General features: G+C 65.1%; 16 protein-coding genes. 7 read left to right on the top strand and 9 right to left on the bottom strand.

Annotation, left to right across the window (positions count from 1 at the left end):
- Positions 1-16: 16 nt before the first annotated feature.
- The 4 genes from DCG74_RS24910 (at position 17) to DCG74_RS24925 (ending at position 4257) form a co-directional block, all read left to right on the top strand.
- Complete coding sequence (locus tag DCG74_RS24910) at positions 17-1225, top strand: patatin-like phospholipase family protein (RefSeq protein WP_172783718.1); 1209 nt, start codon at positions 17-19, stop codon at positions 1223-1225.
- 134 nt (positions 1226-1359) lie between these two features.
- The gene (locus DCG74_RS24915; protein ID WP_172783717.1) at positions 1360-2106 is read left to right on the top strand and encodes a TetR/AcrR family transcriptional regulator; all 747 of its coding nucleotides are present in this window, start codon (positions 1360-1362) and stop codon (positions 2104-2106) included.
- Positions 2107-2362: 256 nt separating this feature from the next.
- Positions 2363-2965 carry a PepSY domain-containing protein gene (locus tag DCG74_RS24920; protein WP_172783824.1) on the top strand — a complete coding sequence of 201 codons (603 nt, stop codon included), beginning with the start codon at positions 2363-2365 and terminating at the stop codon, positions 2963-2965.
- 254 nt (positions 2966-3219) lie between these two features.
- Positions 3220-4257: an aspartate-semialdehyde dehydrogenase gene (locus tag DCG74_RS24925; protein WP_172783716.1), complete on the top strand. Its 1038-nt coding sequence runs from the start codon at positions 3220-3222 to the stop codon at positions 4255-4257.
- A gap of 143 nt (positions 4258-4400) precedes the next feature.
- On the opposite strand, the gene DCG74_RS24930 is transcribed toward DCG74_RS24925, so the two are convergent.
- The 7 genes from DCG74_RS24930 to coaD form a co-directional block, all read right to left on the bottom strand.
- The gene (locus tag DCG74_RS24930; protein ID WP_246708708.1) at positions 4401-4790 is read right to left on the bottom strand and encodes a type II toxin-antitoxin system VapC family toxin; all 390 of its coding nucleotides are present in this window, start codon (positions 4788-4790) and stop codon (positions 4401-4403) included.
- On the bottom strand, positions 4790-5032 hold the full coding sequence (locus DCG74_RS24935) for a type II toxin-antitoxin system VapB family antitoxin (protein WP_172783715.1): 243 nt from the start codon (positions 5030-5032) through the stop codon (positions 4790-4792). Before DCG74_RS24935 ends, DCG74_RS24930 begins: the two co-directional genes overlap by 1 nt.
- Before the next feature lie 55 nt (positions 5033-5087).
- A complete protein-coding gene (queA, locus tag DCG74_RS24940; RefSeq protein ID WP_172783714.1) occupies positions 5088-6161 on the bottom strand; it encodes a tRNA preQ1(34) S-adenosylmethionine ribosyltransferase-isomerase QueA in 1074 nt (357 codons plus the stop codon).
- Between the two features lie 122 nt (positions 6162-6283).
- Positions 6284-6748: a peptidylprolyl isomerase gene (locus DCG74_RS24945; RefSeq protein ID WP_018642141.1), complete on the bottom strand. Its 465-nt coding sequence runs from the start codon at positions 6746-6748 to the stop codon at positions 6284-6286.
- Positions 6745-7170 (bottom strand): hypothetical protein, encoded by a 426-nt coding sequence (locus DCG74_RS24950; RefSeq protein WP_172783713.1) that lies wholly within the window; start codon positions 7168-7170, stop codon positions 6745-6747. Before DCG74_RS24950 ends, DCG74_RS24945 begins: the two co-directional genes overlap by 4 nt.
- Positions 7171-7178: 8 nt before the next feature.
- Entirely contained in the window at positions 7179-7742 is a 564-nt protein-coding gene (locus DCG74_RS24955; RefSeq protein ID WP_172783712.1) for a peptidylprolyl isomerase, read from the bottom strand.
- Positions 7743-7775: 33 nt separating this feature from the next.
- Positions 7776-8273: a pantetheine-phosphate adenylyltransferase gene (gene coaD, locus DCG74_RS24960; protein WP_172783711.1), complete on the bottom strand. Its 498-nt coding sequence runs from the start codon at positions 8271-8273 to the stop codon at positions 7776-7778.
- Positions 8274-8541: 268 nt separating this feature from the next.
- On the opposite strand from coaD, the gene DCG74_RS24965 reads away from it, so the two are divergent.
- The 3 genes from DCG74_RS24965 (at position 8542) to DCG74_RS24975 (ending at position 11854) form a co-directional block, all read left to right on the top strand.
- The gene (locus DCG74_RS24965) at positions 8542-8799 is read left to right on the top strand and encodes a hypothetical protein (protein WP_172783710.1); all 258 of its coding nucleotides are present in this window, start codon (positions 8542-8544) and stop codon (positions 8797-8799) included.
- Between the two features lie 207 nt (positions 8800-9006).
- Positions 9007-10860: a potassium transporter Kup gene (locus tag DCG74_RS24970; RefSeq protein ID WP_172783823.1), complete on the top strand. Its 1854-nt coding sequence runs from the start codon at positions 9007-9009 to the stop codon at positions 10858-10860.
- Between the two features lie 34 nt (positions 10861-10894).
- Complete coding sequence (locus DCG74_RS24975) at positions 10895-11854, top strand: phosphotransferase family protein (RefSeq protein ID WP_172783709.1); 960 nt, start codon at positions 10895-10897, stop codon at positions 11852-11854.
- Positions 11855-11863: 9 nt separating this feature from the next.
- On the opposite strand, the gene gyrA is transcribed toward DCG74_RS24975, so the two are convergent.
- Both gyrA and DCG74_RS24985 read right to left on the bottom strand, forming a co-directional pair.
- Positions 11864-14602 carry a DNA gyrase subunit A gene (gene gyrA / locus DCG74_RS24980; RefSeq protein ID WP_172783708.1) on the bottom strand — a complete coding sequence of 913 codons (2739 nt, stop codon included), beginning with the start codon at positions 14600-14602 and terminating at the stop codon, positions 11864-11866.
- A gap of 356 nt (positions 14603-14958) precedes the next feature.
- Positions 14959-15453 carry a single-stranded DNA-binding protein gene (locus tag DCG74_RS24985; protein ID WP_172783707.1) on the bottom strand — a complete coding sequence of 165 codons (495 nt, stop codon included), beginning with the start codon at positions 15451-15453 and terminating at the stop codon, positions 14959-14961.
- Between the last annotated feature and the right edge of the window lie 189 nt (positions 15454-15642).

Raw genomic sequence — 15642 nt, forward strand, 5'->3', positions numbered from 1 at the left:
CCGCCGGCGGCGGTAGATGCGTGATCGCCAGCCACCGACAATGCCGTACCCTTCGTGTTCGACCGACGCATCCGCCTCCTCGCGTGACCGGATCAGGCAGATTGGCTTCGGCCTGATCGGATTGGTGGTCCTGATCTGCAGCCTGTCACTCGGCGCCTGCACCTCCCTGCCTCGCACGCCCTACACGGCCACTGAGGCCAGCGTCTCGCGCGTGCTGAATATCGACGGGCTCAGGCGCTACGCCGACGAGCCGGTTACCAGGTTCAGCTTCGAGAAGGACTACAGCACCGCGACGAGAACCTATCTCGCCCTCTCCGGCGGCGGCGCTGACGGCGCCTATGGCGTCGGCGTGCTCAACGGCTGGACCGCAGCGAGAACCCGCCCCACCTTCTCGGTCGTCTCGGGCGTCAGCACCGGCGGCCTGATCGCGCCGTTTGCGTTTCTCGGACCGCAATATGACGACACGCTGAAGGAGGTCTACACCAGCGGCATCGCGGAGAGCCTCCTGAACGACCCCAGCATCGTGCGCGTGCTGTTCGGATCCGGCCTGTTCGGCAACACCAGGCTGCGCGAGCTCGTCGCGCGCTACGTGGGGCCCGAGATCATGGCGCAGGTCGCGCGCGAGCACGCCAAGGGCCGCAAGCTGCTCGTGGTGACGACCGACCTCGACACGCAGCGCACCGCGATCTGGGACATGGGCAAGATCGCCGCGGTCGGAACGCCCGAGGCGCTCAAGCTGTTTCGCGACGTGATGGCGGCCTCCGCCAGCATTCCCCTGGTGTTTCCGCCCATCATGATCGATGCCGAAGGCCAGGGCCGCAAGTTTCAGGAGATGCATGTCGACGGCGGCGTGACGGCGCCGGTGCTGACCCTGCCGGAAGCTCTGCTGTTCCAGAGCGGCCGTTTGCCGGGCAATGCGAAGATGGACATCTACATCCTCGTCAACAAGAAGATCGAACGCAATTTCGAGCTGGTGTCCAACGGGACCATCGACGTCGCCTCACGCAGCCTGTCGGCGATCACCCAATCGCAGACCCGCTCGATCATCTTCTCGACCTACGATTTCGCCAAGCGCAACCGCCTCGGCTTCCATCTCTCCTATATCGCGCGCGACTATCCCGCCCCGCCGTCGGAAGGGTTCGATACCGCCTATATGCGGGCGCTGTATCAGTACGGATACGAGAAGGCTGCATCCGGCCAGGCCTGGACCTCGACGCTGCCGTAGGCCGGCACGAGGGAACGAGGCCCTATCGAGACCGTTGACGATACGGCCATTTCGGCCAGATTCGCGATGACGCCCCGGTTGCTGCGCGTTATAGAGCAAAGACGACCGTCAGAAACGCGCAGGAATCATTGGGCATGGGATTGACTGCGACCAAGGCAAGACCGGCAGCGCCACGGCGCGAGGTGCCGAAATCGCGCGGCGGCCGGCCGACCAAGACCGCCGCGATCGAGCGCGATCAGCGGCTGATCGAGGTCGCCACCCGCCTGTTCCTGGACCGCGGCTTCGATGCGACCTCGCTCGATGCGGTCGCGGAAGCGGCGCGGGTCAGCAAGCCCACCGTCTATTCCCGCTATGGCGACAAGCGCGGCCTGTTCGCCGCCGTGCTGAGGCGCGAGATCGAGCGCTGGCTTGCGCCGCTGTCGGCGGCGGCGGAGACGCAGCTCTCCAGCGCCTCGAACATTCCGGTCGAGCAGCGGCTGGTCGAGATCGGGCGCGAGATGCTGACCTTCACCTGCGGCCCCGATGCCGTCGCCTTCAGCCGCATGATGACGGCGCAGGCCATCAACTTTCCCGACGTCGCCAAGCTCGGCAAGGAGGAAGGCTGGCTCAAGGCCGTCGCCACCACGGCGCGCTTCTTCGACCATCTGGTGGCGCAAGGCGCGCTCGATGTCGAGGACACCACCATCGCAGCCGAGGTGTTCCTCGACGTCGTCGTCGGCCACACCCACCGCATGGCGACGTTCGGAACGGCGCTCGAGATGAAGTCCGCCGAGAAGCGCATGCGCGCGGCGATCAAGCTGTTCCTGGCGGGCGCGCTGGGACCTGCCGACCGCGTCCAGGGCGGCCCGAAACTCACGCCGCGGCGCCGCTCCGCCCGCTGACAATTCCGTGAGCTTGCGGACTTTCCCCGAGGCGGATGGCGTGGCGTCATTGACCGAAACAAAACGATACGGTATGGTTTAATTATAAGTCGGTACGGGCCGCTTTTTCACCAGCCCCAAAGAGGTCCGGACCGCTTCGATCGCCATTGCGGGTACAGTACAGCCTGCCGCGGCGCTCGGCGGCCGGCCGATGCCCAAGGCCGGCCGCGAATTCTTTACGATCATCCGGCACACTCGCTGGCCGAGGGTTTCGAGCATGACCACTGCCAAACGATGGACCTCGTACCTGCTTGCGGTCGCAATGCCCGCGCTGCTCTTCGCCGCGCCGGTACAGGCCGTCGTGACCGCGAGCACGCCGACCGCGCTTCACAGCGACACAGATGGTGATGCCGAAGCGGACCGCCAGGCAGTCAGCCGCGAAATAGAGCGATTCCGCGGCTCGTCGATCACGATCAGCCAGGCCATGGCGATTGCCGAAGCCCGCCATGCCGGCGCCACCACCGCCGATGTGAGCTTCGACGGCGGCTCGGGCGTGCCGGTCTACCGGGTAAAGACCCTGCACAACGACCGGATCTGGCGCCACACCATCAATGCCGCGACGGGCGAATTCGTCGGCGGAGAAGCCGCCCTCCCCCTTACCGAGCTCGACCGCGAGGACCGCAGCAACCTCGCAGCGCTAGGTGCGATCAGGCACCGCCTCTCCGATGCCGTGCGCGTCGCCGAGCGCGCCGCTGCGGGCAAGGCGATCAGCGGCGGGCTGGTCCGCGAACGCGGCCGGCTGAACTTCTCGATCGTCGTCGTCAGCGGCGACGATCTCAAGGAGGTCACCCTGGAGCCGCCGGGCGCCAAGGCGAAATAGCGGGTGCTAAATAGCGGGTGCCGAATAGCGGCACGCCGCCCCAGGCATCGACCGGGCCGAAAAGCCATTGACGGGGGCAAGACTCTCCCGCATAAGTCGCCGCCATGTTCACGACCACCAAACGCACGACCAAAACCACCACGGCCGAAGGGGCCCGGGGAGGCGTGCGCGCGTAGGTCGTCGACTTAAACGCATCAGCTCTACGGCAAGCCCCGCCCTCGATGGCCCGGGGCTTTTTTGTTGTCTAAAACGCAATGGAGGACAAAGTGAGTAACGATCCCGTCGTCGCGATTGTCGGCGTCACCGGTGCGGTGGGCGCCGAATTCATCGCCACCATGGACAAGCGTGGTTTCCGCGTCGGCAAGCTCAAGGCACTGGCGAGCGCACGCTCGGCCGGCAAGACGGTGTCGTTCCGCGGGCACAGTGTGGTCATCGAGGAGTTGACCGAGCGTTCTTTCGACGGCGTCGACATCGCGCTGTTCTCCGCCGGCGGCAGCATCTCCAGGAAGTATGCGCCGATCGCGGTCAAGGCCGGTGCCGTCGTGGTCGACAACTCCTCCGCCTTCCGCATGGACCCCAACGTGCCGCTGGTGATCCCCGAGATCAACGCCAGCCGCATCCGTGACCACAAGGGCATCATTGCCAACCCGAACTGCGCCGCGATCACCGCCCTGGTGCCGCTCTGGCCGATCCACCAGAAGAACCGCATCAAGCGCGTGATCATCTCGACCTATCAGGCGGCTAGCGGCGCCGGCGCCGCCGCGATGGAGGAGCTCGTCGAATCCACCCGCGCCAATCTCAACGGGCAGGTCTATACGCCCAAGGTGATGCCGCACCCCTACGCCTTCAACCTGTTCAACCACAACACCGCGATCGACCCCGAGACCGGCTACAACGACGAAGAGACCAAGGTCATCAAGGAGACCCGCAAGATCTTCGAGGACGAGAGCATCGCCGTCGGCGTCACCTGCGTGCGCGTGCCGGTGCTGCGCGCCCATTGCGAAGCCATCACCTTCGAATGCGAGAAGCCGATCACCGAGGACCAGGTCCGTGCCATCATGGCGCAGGCCCCCGGCGTCAAGGTGATCGACGACCGCGCCAAGAACTACTTCCCGATGCCGATCGACGCTTCGGGCCAGGACGACGTGCTGGTGGGCCGCATCCGCAAGGATCTCAGCGACGCTAGCGGCCATTCGATCTCGATGTTCGTGGCGGCGGATCAGCTGCTCAAGGGCGCCGCGCTGAACGCAGTGCAGATCGCCGAGCTCCTGCCGCAGCGGGTGATGGCGTAGCAGCGAGATGTGCAGGTGGGCAAAGGCGCGCAAGCGCCGTGCCCACCATTTCGCTCCGGCATTTAAAGGACGGTGGGCATGCTTCCGCCTTCGCTCTTCGAGCTACCGCGGGCAAAGTCGCGGCGGCTTACCGTGCCGTCAGCTCAACGCCGCCACGATATCTGTCTTGGCAAAATCGGCTCCTTTGAAGAGCAGCGGTTCCGAACGCAGTTTGGCAAGAGCGTAGACCGTACAATCGACGATATTGAGCTGTGCCGAATGTCCTCCACCCCGCCAAACCGTTGAAACGCTTCGAACGCAGCTTTGGCCATCTCGGCGTCGAACGGCACGACGACAATTCCCGCGGTCTCCAGTAACTCGTCGAAAAACGCCACAGCCGCTGCTCCGAAGCGAGCAGAGAGAACGATCTTGGCTTCCAGGACCGCGACTGCCGACATCGACAGGATGTCGGCATCCAGCATCGCTGTCCGGTAGAGTTGTCCATCCGGCTCATTGGTTACGGTCGCGATGATCGCAGACGTATCCACTAACATCAGGACGGTAGCCCGAAACGATCGTAGCCCAGAATTTCGTCAGCAGATCGGGAATCCAGAACCGGCAAGCCAGCGGTCCGCTCGAAGAACGAGGTCAGAGCGGCCCTTCTATCTGTCGTCGGCGTGCCGACACGAGACAAGCGCTCCTCAATAGCGCGCTCCAGCGCCGTCTCGATGTCTTCCCCCGTCAGACGGGCGAGGCGCTGGGCAAGCTCATCGACTTTCGCGGAACGGATGTTCATCGGCCAATCGATCCTTGCAACGGCGTGAACAGCATACCACACGGATGCCGCCGGGTCACTCCCGAGCCCGAAACAGCAAACACGCATCCCCATACGAATAGAACCGGTACCCGCGCGCGATCGCATGCGCATAGGCCTGCTTCATCGTCGCGAGCCCGGAGAAGGCCGACACCAGCATGAACAGGGTCGACTTCGGCAGATGGAAATTCGTCATCAGGACATCGACCGCGCGGAAGCGATAGCCGGGCGTGATGAAGATCGACGTCTCGGCGGCGAATGGCTGGATCGTGCCGTCCTCGCTCGCGGCGCTTTCCAGCAGCCGCAATGACGTGGTGCCGACCGCAACGATGCGGCCGCCGCTCTTCCGCGCCGCGTTGAGGCGCTCCGCCGTCTCGGCCGAGATCGTGCCCCATTCGGCATGCATCTTGTGGGCTTCGGTGTCGTCGACCTTCACCGGCAGGAACGTCCCCGCCCCGACATGCAGCGTCACCCGGTTGATGCCGACGTCGCGGTCGCGCAGCGCTTGCTCAAGCGCCGGCGTGAAATGCAACCCCGCGGTCGGCGCTGCAACCGCGCCTTCATTGGCCGCGAACATGGTCTGGTAATCCGCAAGATCCTGATCGTCGGGCGTGCGCTTGGAGGCGATGTAGGGCGGCAGCGGCGGGCTGCCGAGATCGGCGATGGCCTGGTCCAGCGCCGGGCCGTGGAACGAGAACGACAGCGTCACCTCGCCCTCGGTGCCCTTGGCCTCCACCTCTGCGTCGAGATGGCCGAGCAGGCAGACCTTGCCCTCGTTGCCGAAGCGGATGCGATCGCCGGGGACGAGCTTCTTCGCCGGCTTCACCAGCGCCTGCCAGCGCGAGCCGTCGAGCCGCTTGATCAGCGTCGCCTCGATCTTCGGCTCGGTCTCGCGGCCAATGCGGCGGCCCTTCAATTGCGCCGCAATCACCTTGGTGTCGTTGACGACGAGCTGGTCGCCGGACCTCAGCCATGTCGGCAGGTCGGCGATGGTCTGATCGCGCAGCGCGCCGTTCTCGACGACCAGCATCTTCGCGGAATCGCGCGGGCTCGCCGGGCGCAAGGCGATGCGCTCGGCGGGCAGGTCGAAATCGAAGAGGTCGGTGCGCATGAGCGAGCTTGGTCGGTGTCATGCCCCGCGAAGGCGGGGCATCCAGTAACCGCCAGTGGTAGTTACGACAACGATCGTGAGTACTGGATCGCCCGCCTGCTCGGGCGATGACAGGACCGCGCTTACTCCTTGTCCGCGGCCATCCGCGCCTTGACGATCTTGTCGGGATTCTGCACCGGCTCGCCGCGCTTGATCTTGTCGACGTTCTCCATGCCCTCGGTGACCTTGCCCCACACCGTGTACTGGTTGTCGAGGAAGCGGGCGTCGTCGAAGCAGATGAAGAACTGGCTGTCGCCGGAATCGGGATTGGCGGCGCGGGCCATCGAGGCGGTGCCGCGCACATGCGGCTCCTTGTTGAACTCGGCCTTCAGCTTCTTGCCCGAGCCGCCGGTGCCGGTGCCGTGCGGGCAGCCGGTCTGCGCCATGAAGCCCTCGATCACGCGGTGGAACACGATGCCGTCGTAAAAACCCTCGCGGACCAGCTCCTTGATGCGCGCGACGTGGCCCGGCGCGAGGTCGGGCCGCATCTCGATGGTGACGGGGCCCTGCGTGGTCTCGAGGATCAGGGTGTTTTCGGTGACGCTCATGCTCGTCTCTCTTGCGTTGGGGGTGAAGTCTTGTCGGGTGACGTTTTGCGGCTGCGGAACTGGATCGCGAATGGTCGTCCCGCGGCGGCGCCGGCCATTGCATCGGTAAATGGCACCGGCGTGCAGCGTTGCAACGCCTCCATCACCGCGATCCGGTATTGCAGCCGGTCATTGTCGGGGGCCTCCGCGGATTCATAGGTAATCCTCGGATGGCCCAGAATGTTTCCGGCCCGGTTAAAGCTCACGACGACGGTGATGTCGAGGGGGCGCGCCCTGGCCGGCGACGGCGGTCTCCAGCAGGTGCGCAGGTGCCGGAAGATGTCCTGGATCGTGTCGACCTGAGCGGCCTCCACGGCGGCACGGGAGGTGCCGAGCAGCAGCATCGCGGCAATCAGCAGGAGCTTTCCGCCGCGGCGCGCCATGGCCGCGCCTATTTGATGTCGGAGGCGACCTGCACCTTCACCATCTTGTCGGGATCGGTGACGGAGCCGCCGGGCGAGCCGGGGGGCGCCTTCTTCAGCTTGTCGACGACGTCCATGCCCTGCACGACCTCGCCGATCACGGTGTACTGGCCGTCGAGGCTGCCGCCGTCGGCGAACATGATGAAGAACTGCGAGTTGGCGCTGTCGACGCTGTCGCCGCGCCGGGCCATGCCGACGATGCCGCGGGCAAAATGCACCTTGGAGAATTCCTGCTTCAGGTTCGCATATTTCGAGCCGCCGGTGCCGTTGCCGTTCTGGCCATCGCCCGTCTGCGCCATGAAGCCATCCATGACGCGGTGGAACGGCACGTTGTTGTAGAAGCCTTCGCGCGCGAGCTGCTTGATGCGCTCGGCATGCTGGGGCGCGATGTCGGTCCTGAGCTTGATGACGATGCGGCCCTTGGTGCTGTCGATGACGATGGCGTTGGCCTTGTCGAGATTTGCCGGCAATTGCTGTGCCGCCGCCGGCACCGCGAACAGAAGCGCGGCAAGAACTGCGAGAATTCGGATCATGACAACTCCGGATCAGAAAGAGGAAGCGCGCCGTTATCCGGCGAATTTGGCCTTGAGCTGTGCCGCGACCTGCGGCGGGACGAAGGCCGAGACGTCCCCGCCCATGCCGGCGATCTGGCGCACCAACGTGGCGGTGATCGGGCGGACCATGGGAGAGGCCGGCAGGAAGACCGTATGCACCTCGGGCGCCATGGCCTCGTTCATGCCGGCGAGCTGCATTTCGTAGTCGAGGTCGCTGCCATCGCGCAGGCCTCGGATCATGATGGTTGCGCCGTGCTTGCGCGCCGCGGTGACCGACAGATCGTCAAACGTCGTCGCCTCGAGCACGCAGCCGGCCTGGGCCGCGATCGGGCCGCAGACGTCCTCGAGCATCTTCAACCGCTCCTCGGTCGAGAACAGCGGCTTCTTGCCGGGGTGGACCCCGATTGCGACCACAAGCCTGTCGCACAAGGAAACGCTGTGCCGGACCACGTCCAGATGGCCGTTGGTGATGGGGTCGAAGGAACCTGGGTAGAAGGCAATGCGAGGCATGGCCCCGTCCTACCGCGCCCCGCCCGGGCCGGCAAGCCGGGCGGGTTCCTTGTCCGTTTCCGGTCCAGTCACATGTAGATGTCTCCCCAGACGTCGGCAACGGCCGGTTTGTTTCGTCCTGCGGGTAGCCACGAAACAAAACGGACCGCGAACGAAACCATTTCCGGCGCCCGCGAAGACGTCCGGAAACTGGCCATGGTTACTAATCCGGCCAACGAACGACGGGTCGCATGCTGGGCGCAGGCGGCCGCATCACAGGGGACTGTCAATGATCAAGGCTCTTTCAGCGATCGCTCTGTCTGCGTGTGTTGCCGCGGCCCTCACCCTCCTGCCCGGCTTTGCCCCGACGGTCGAAGCCAGCGTGCCGCAGCCGCTGGCCAAGAGCGACCGGCTCGATATCCGCACCGTCGGCCGTGACTGCTCGCAGCAGGCCTGGCCGAATTTCGAGGCGTCCTGCCTGCGCCGCGCCGGCAGCAAGGCCAATGTCCGGGAGGCGCGCCTCGTGACCGCCGACCGCACGCCGTAGTCGGATCTGTCAGTTTCGCGTCAGGAAGGTCCCTCAAGATAAACCCCAAGATAAATCCCATGGCTATTTGCGACGTCTCGTCGCAGACTGCGTCATGCTCGCGCCCGTCGGAATGGCCCGCCGGGCGCGATTCCATTGGGGGATTTGCCGTTGTCCAGCACACCTGCAGTTGCCTCCGGCCACCACCCTGATGCACTGCCGGTTGCCATGACCATGGGCGCCCTCGGCGTGGTCTACGGCGATATCGGCACCAGTCCCCTCTACGCCCTGAAGGAAGCCGCCAAGGCGGCTGCCCATGGCGGTACACTCACGCACGACGCTGTCCTGGGGGTTGCCTCGCTGATCCTGTGGGCGCTGCTCCTGATCATCTCGCTGAAATATGCGCTGCTGATCCTGCGCGCGGACAACCGCGGCGAAGGCGGCATCGTCGCCCTCCTGGCTCTGCTCCACGCGCGTAACGCGCAAGCCGGCACCTGGCGTGCGCATCTCCTCGTCGTCGGTCTCGTCGGCGCGGCCCTGCTCTATGGCGACGGCGCGATCACACCGGCGATCTCCGTGCTCAGCGCCATCGAGGGCCTCAAGGTCGATGCCCCCTCGCTCGCACCGGTGGTCGTGCCCGTCACCGTCGCCATCCTGATCGGGCTGTTCATGATGCAGAAGCAGGGCACCGGCTTCATCGGCCGCATCTTCGGCCCGGTGATGCTGGCCTGGTTCGTCGTGCTCGCCGCGCTCGGCATCCACGGCATCGTCAAGGCGCCGGCGGTGCTGGCCGCGCTCAGCCCGTTTTATGCGTTCAATTTCCTGATCCACCAGGATTTTCACGTCTCCTTCGCCATCCTCGGCGCCGCCTTTCTCGCGGTGACCGGGGGCGAGGCCATGTATGCCGACATGGGCCATTTCGGCCGCTTGCCGATCCGGCTCGCCTGGTTCGCGATCTGCCTGCCCGCGCTGGTGCTGAACTATTTCGGCCAGGCCGCGCTCTTGATCACCGATCCCACCATGATCGAGAATCCGTTCTTCCAGCTTTGCCCGGACGCCCTGCACTATCCGCTGGTCGCCTTCTCGGCGGTCGCGACCGTGATCGCCTCGCAGGCGATCATCTCCGGCGTGTTCTCGCTGACCCAGCAGTCGATCCAGCTCGGCTTCCTGCCGCGCATGCAGATCCGCCACACCACCAGCGACGCGATCGGCCAGATCTACGTGCCGCTGGTGAACTGGCTGCTCGCTGCGGCAACCCTCGGGGCGGTGCTGAGCTTCGGCACCTCGGACGCGCTCGCCGGCGCCTATGGCATCGCCGTGTCGCTGCTGATGGCCATCACGACGCTGCTCGCCGCGCTGGTGGCGATCCAGTGGGGTTATTCGCCCTGGCTGGTGGCCGGCGTGAACGGGGCATTCTTCGTCATCGACCTGATCTTCTTCTCGGCCAATTCGATCAAGCTGTTCGAGGGCGGCTGGTTTCCATTGCTGCTCGCCGGCCTCGTCGCCTTCCTGATGCTGACCTGGCGCGCCGGCGTGAGGCTGGTCGAAGCCGCGCGCGGCCAGCTGCGCCAGCCCGAGGAGGATCTGATCGAGACCGCGGTCAACAGGTGCCATGCGAGGCTGCCCGGGACCGCCGTGTTCCTAGCCTCGGCGCCGCGCGGCGTGCCGCTCGCGCTCACCCAGTTCGTCAAGCACAACCGCGTGCTGCACGAGCGCGTGCTGCTGGTCACCGTCCTGATCGAGGAATCCCCGCACATTCCCGACGACGAACGCGCCGAGGTGATCGAGATCATTCCCGGCATCACCCGCGCAATCCTGCATTACGGCTTCATGCAGAACCCGACGATCTACGATGGACTGAAGCTCGTTTGCCAGCAGGGCAAGCTGCCCGGCATCGACCTCTCCGAGATCACCTATTACGTCGGCCGCGAAACCATCATCCCGCGCGAGGACGTCCCGGGCATGTGGGTCTGGCGCGAAGGCGTGTTCGCCTTCCTGCAGCGCAACGCCGAACGCTCGGCCGCGTTCTTCGGCGTGCCGACCAAGCAGGTGGTGGAGTTCGGGACGGAGCTGGAGATTTAGGGAAGCTCGCCAGGCTGCATGAGACAGGTGCGAAATGTTCAACGAGCCGCCTCTGCAGCTGAAGCCTCGGCTGACGATCTCGGTCGATCAGGTGCAGTCAATCGTCCGTCGGATGTCTCCGCACGCGTCGGTGCTGGACGTCACCGAACTGCATGGCGGCGAGATCGGTACTGTCCTTGAGGTCGCGCTGGCGGATTCGCCAGCCTGCATCCTCAAGGCCTACCCTGCATCGCTGCAGTGGAAGATGGCAAAGGAAGTCTACGTTCTTGGGCTTCTCCGTGACCTTGACATAACCGTTCCCAGCGTACTGTTCGCCGACAACACGCGATCGGTGATCGACCTCAACTACGTCCTGATGACCAAGCTTGACGGCACGGTGCTCGGCCGGCGAGAGGCGGTGCTGACAGACGCACAGCTGTTCGAAATCTACGCCGAGATGGGCGCGGCGCTCCGCAGGATCAATGACATTGCCCTCGACAGTTTTGGCTATATCGGCCCCGACGGGGTGTGGACGGCATATCCGAGCAATCATGCCTACATGTCCGCGCAACTCGAAAGGAAGCTGAAAGTGTTCTGCGTGCGGGGCGGTGATCCCGCGCTTGCCGAGCGGCTCCGGGATAGCGTTGTGGCTCGCCAGCATCTGTTGAAGGCGGCAGTTGTCCCTCGCCTGTGCCATTACGACTTCCACGCCGGAAATATCCTGGTGACGTCGCAGGGCGATCCGCACCTGTCCGGCATCGTCGATTTCGAGAATGCGACGTCCGGTGATCCGCTGATGGATATCGCGAAGGCGATCTATTATTTCACAGCGAAGGACGCGCCGAAGCGAGAAGGATTGCTCGCGGGCTATGGCAAGATCGAACGTCCCGACTGGCAGGAGACGCTTCGTCTCTACCGCATGTACTGCACGCTGGAGCTATGGTGCTGGATGGCACAGATCGGCAAGCACGAGGCGCTTGCCGATCTTACCAAGGAGCTCGCGAGCGCTGCATAGAACAGGGCGTCACGCCCCATTGCCGTTCTCGCCGTTGCCGCTCTCGGCCTCTTCCGTGATGTGCTCGACCGAGACGACGTGCTCGTCCTCGGCGGTGTCGAACACGATCACGCCTTGCGTGGAGCGGCCGGCGATGCGGATGCCTTCGACCGGACAGCGGATCAGCTGGCCCTTGTCGGTGACCAGCATGATTTGATCCGCCTCCTCCACCGGGAACGAGGCGACGAGATTGCCGTTGCGGTTGTTGACGCTCATGGCGACGATGCCTTTGCCGCCGCGGCCGGTGGTGCGGTACTCGTAGGACGAGGTCCGCTTGCCGTAGCCGTTGACGGAGACGGTCAGCACGACCTGCTCCTGCGCCGACATCTCGACATAGCGTTCCTGCGGGAGCTGGAAGCTGCCCGAGGTCTCCTCGGCCTCGGCATCGGCCGGCGCCTCGTCCGCGGCGGCTTCGCCCGCGACCGCGCGGCGCATCTTCAAATAGGCCGAGCGCTCGTCCGAGGTGGTGTCGACGTGGCGCAGGATCGCCAGCGAAATCACCTTGTCGCCTTCGCCGAGCGCGATGCCGCGCACGCCCATCGAGGTGCGCCCAGTGAACACGCGCACGTCGGTTACGGGGAAGCGGATGCACTGGCCGCCGGCAGCGGTCAGCAGCACGTCGTCGCGCTCGGTGCAGATCTGCACGTCGACGATCGCTTCGTTGTCGTCGAGCTTCATCGCGATGATGCCGGAGCGGCGCACGTCGACGAAGTCGGACAGCTTGTTGCGCCGGACGTTGCCGCCCGTGGTCGCGAACATCACGTCGAGCTGGCCCCAGGTCGATTCATCCTCGGGCAGCGGCATGATGGTGGTGATGCGCTCGCCCTGCTCCAGCGGCAGGATGTTGATCATGGCCTTGCCGCGCGCGTTCGGCGCGGCCATCGGCAGCCGCCAGACCTTTTCCTTGTAGACCTGGCCGCGCGAGGAGAAGAACAGCACCGGAGTATGCGTCGACGCGACAAAGAGCCGGCTGACGAAGTCCTCGTCGCGGGTCTGCATGCCGGAGCGGCCCTTGCCGCCGCGGCGCTGGGCGCGATAGGCCGACAGCGGCACGCGCTTGACGTAGCCGGCATGCGAGACGGTGACGACCATGTCCTCGCGCTGGATCAGGTCCTCGTCCTCGACCTCGCCCTCCTGCTCCATGATCACGGTGCGGCGCGGCGTTGCGAACTCCGCCTTCACCTCGGCAAGCTCGGTCTTGATGATGTCGAGGATGCGCGCGCGCGAGCGCAGGATGTCGAGATAATCGCTGATCTCGCCGGCGAGCTTGGACAGCTCCTCGCCGATCTCGTCGCGGCCGAGCGCCGTGAGGCGCGCCAGGCGCAGCTCGAGGATCGCCCTCGCCTGCTCCAGCGAGAGGCGGATCGTCCCGTCTTCGTTGATGCGGTGACGGGGATCGTCGATCAGCGTGATGATGTCCTCGACGTCGCGCGCGGCCCAGTCGCGCGTCATCAGGGTCTCGCGCGCCGCAGCCGGCGTCGGCGAGTGCCGGATCACCTTGATGATCTCGTCGATGTTGGCGACGGCGATGGCCAGGCCGACCTGCTCGTGCGCGCGCTCGCGCGCCTTGCGCAGCTTGTATTTGGTCCGGCGCGTGACCACCTGCTCGCGGAAGCCGACGAAGATCGTCAGCATGTCCTTCAGGTTCATGGTCTGCGGACGGCCGCTATCGAGCGCGACGGCGTTGACGCCGAAGCTCGTCTGCAGCGGCGTGAACTTGTAGAGCTGGTTCAGCACCACATCGGGAACCGCATCGCGCTTGAGCTCGACGACGACGCGGTAGCCGTCGCGGTCGGACTCGTCGCGCAGGTCGGAGATGCCCTCGATCTTCTTTTCCTTGTAGAGCTCGGCGATGCGCTCGACCATCGTCGCCTTGTTCACCTGATACGGGATCTCGGTGATGACGATCGCCTCGCGCTCTTTCCGGATCGTCTCGAAGGTGACCTTGCCGCGCATCACGATGGAGCCGCGGCCGAGATGATAGGCGCTGCGGATGCCCTGGCGGCCGAGGATGATGCCGCCGGTCGGGAAATCCGGGCCCGGGATGATGGCATTGAGCTCGTCGATCGTCAGAGCCGGATTGTCGATCAGCGCGACGCAGGCATCGATCACCTCGCCGAGATTGTGCGGCGGGATGTTGGTGGCCATGCCGACCGCGATGCCGCCGGCGCCGTTGACCAGCAGGTTCGGGAACCGCGCCGGCAGAACCACCGGCTCCTTTTCGGAGCCGTCGTAATTGTCCTGGAAGTCGACCGTGTCGTCGTCGATGTCCTCGAGCAGCTTCAGCGCGATCTTGGTCAGGCGGGACTCGGTGTAGCGCATGGCCGCCGGCGGATCGCCGTCGACCGAGCCGAAATTGCCCTGGCCGTCGATCAAGGGCGCGCGCATCGAGAAGTCCTGCGCCATGCGCACCAAGGCGTCGTAGATCGCCTGGTCGCCATGGGGGTGGTACTTACCCATGACCTCGCCGACGGCACCGGCGGACTTCTTGTGCTTCTTGTCCGGGGTGTCGCCGCGATTGTTCATCGCGAACAGGATGCGGCGGTGCACCGGCTTCAACCCGTCGCGCGCATCGGGCAGCGCACGCGCCACGATCACGCTCATGGCGTAATCGAGGTAGGACTTCTTCATCTCCTCGTAGATGGAAACGGGGCGAATGTCCGAGGGGTGCGCCGGCTGGTCGCCGGGCTTGTTGTCGTCGTCAGCCAAGGGGGAATCCGGTGAGGTTTTGTCTGGGAATCATATAGCGCATCCGGGGTCGGATAACCACCCTGGCAGCCGCTCGGAAAGCGCTTTTTCCGCTTATTTTTCCAATAACTTACGGCCTCAGAGCCGCGCCCTGGACGGCCACGGAATCGACCCTCCAGAACCACCCGCAACGCCGGCCTGAACACCAGGGAAGCGGCGCCCCGTCAGCCAGCTTTCCGCTGCGCAACGGACCTCACCCCAAACATGAAGCGGGCCCGGAAAATCCGAGCCTGCCCAGCCAATTAGTAAGGTTTGCTGACCCGATGCGGGAAGCGCGATCGAAATCGCCGCCTCACCGGGCCGAGCGGTCCGCCCGCTCAGAACGGGATGTCGTCGTCCATGTCGCTGTTGCGACCGCCGCCAGCGGCAACCGGACGGCGCGGCGCGCTGCTCACGGGTCCGGAGGAGCCGAAATCGCCGCCCGGCTCGTCGGCGAAGCTGCCGCCTCCGCCGCCGCCACCGCGGCCATCCAGCATCGTCAGCGTCGAGTTGAAGCCCTGGAGCACGACCTCCGTCGAGTACTTCTCGACGCCGCTCTGGTCGGTCCATTTGCGGGTCTGCAGCGCGCCCTCGATGTAAACCTTCGCGCCCTTCTTCAGATACTGTTCGACGACCTTGCAAAGCGGCTCAGAGAAGATCACGACGCGATGCCACTCGGTCTTCTCCTTGCGCTCGCCGGTGTTCTTGTCGCGCCAGGTCTCCGACGTCGCGATGCTCAAATTCGCGATCGGCCGCCCGTCCTGGGTGCGGCGGATTTCGGGATCCTTGCCGAGATTTCCAACTAGAATGACCTTGTTGACGCTTCCCGCCATCGCCGCTCTCCACTCCGAATGCCACTGAATTTCAAAAGGGGCCAATCCCGCTGCCCGCGTTTCTCTGCGCCCGTCGAGGCGACCCTATACGCTTGCGGGCACCGCTCAGCCTGCCACCCCCAGGGTTATCCCCACATATAGCATCGCGCTCAGATTTGTTCCAGATTTGTTCTTTATAGCGGTAGAGCA

This window comes from Bradyrhizobium sp. WBAH42, assembly GCF_024585265.1.
Classification (GTDB): Bacteria; Pseudomonadota; Alphaproteobacteria; order Rhizobiales; family Xanthobacteraceae; genus Bradyrhizobium.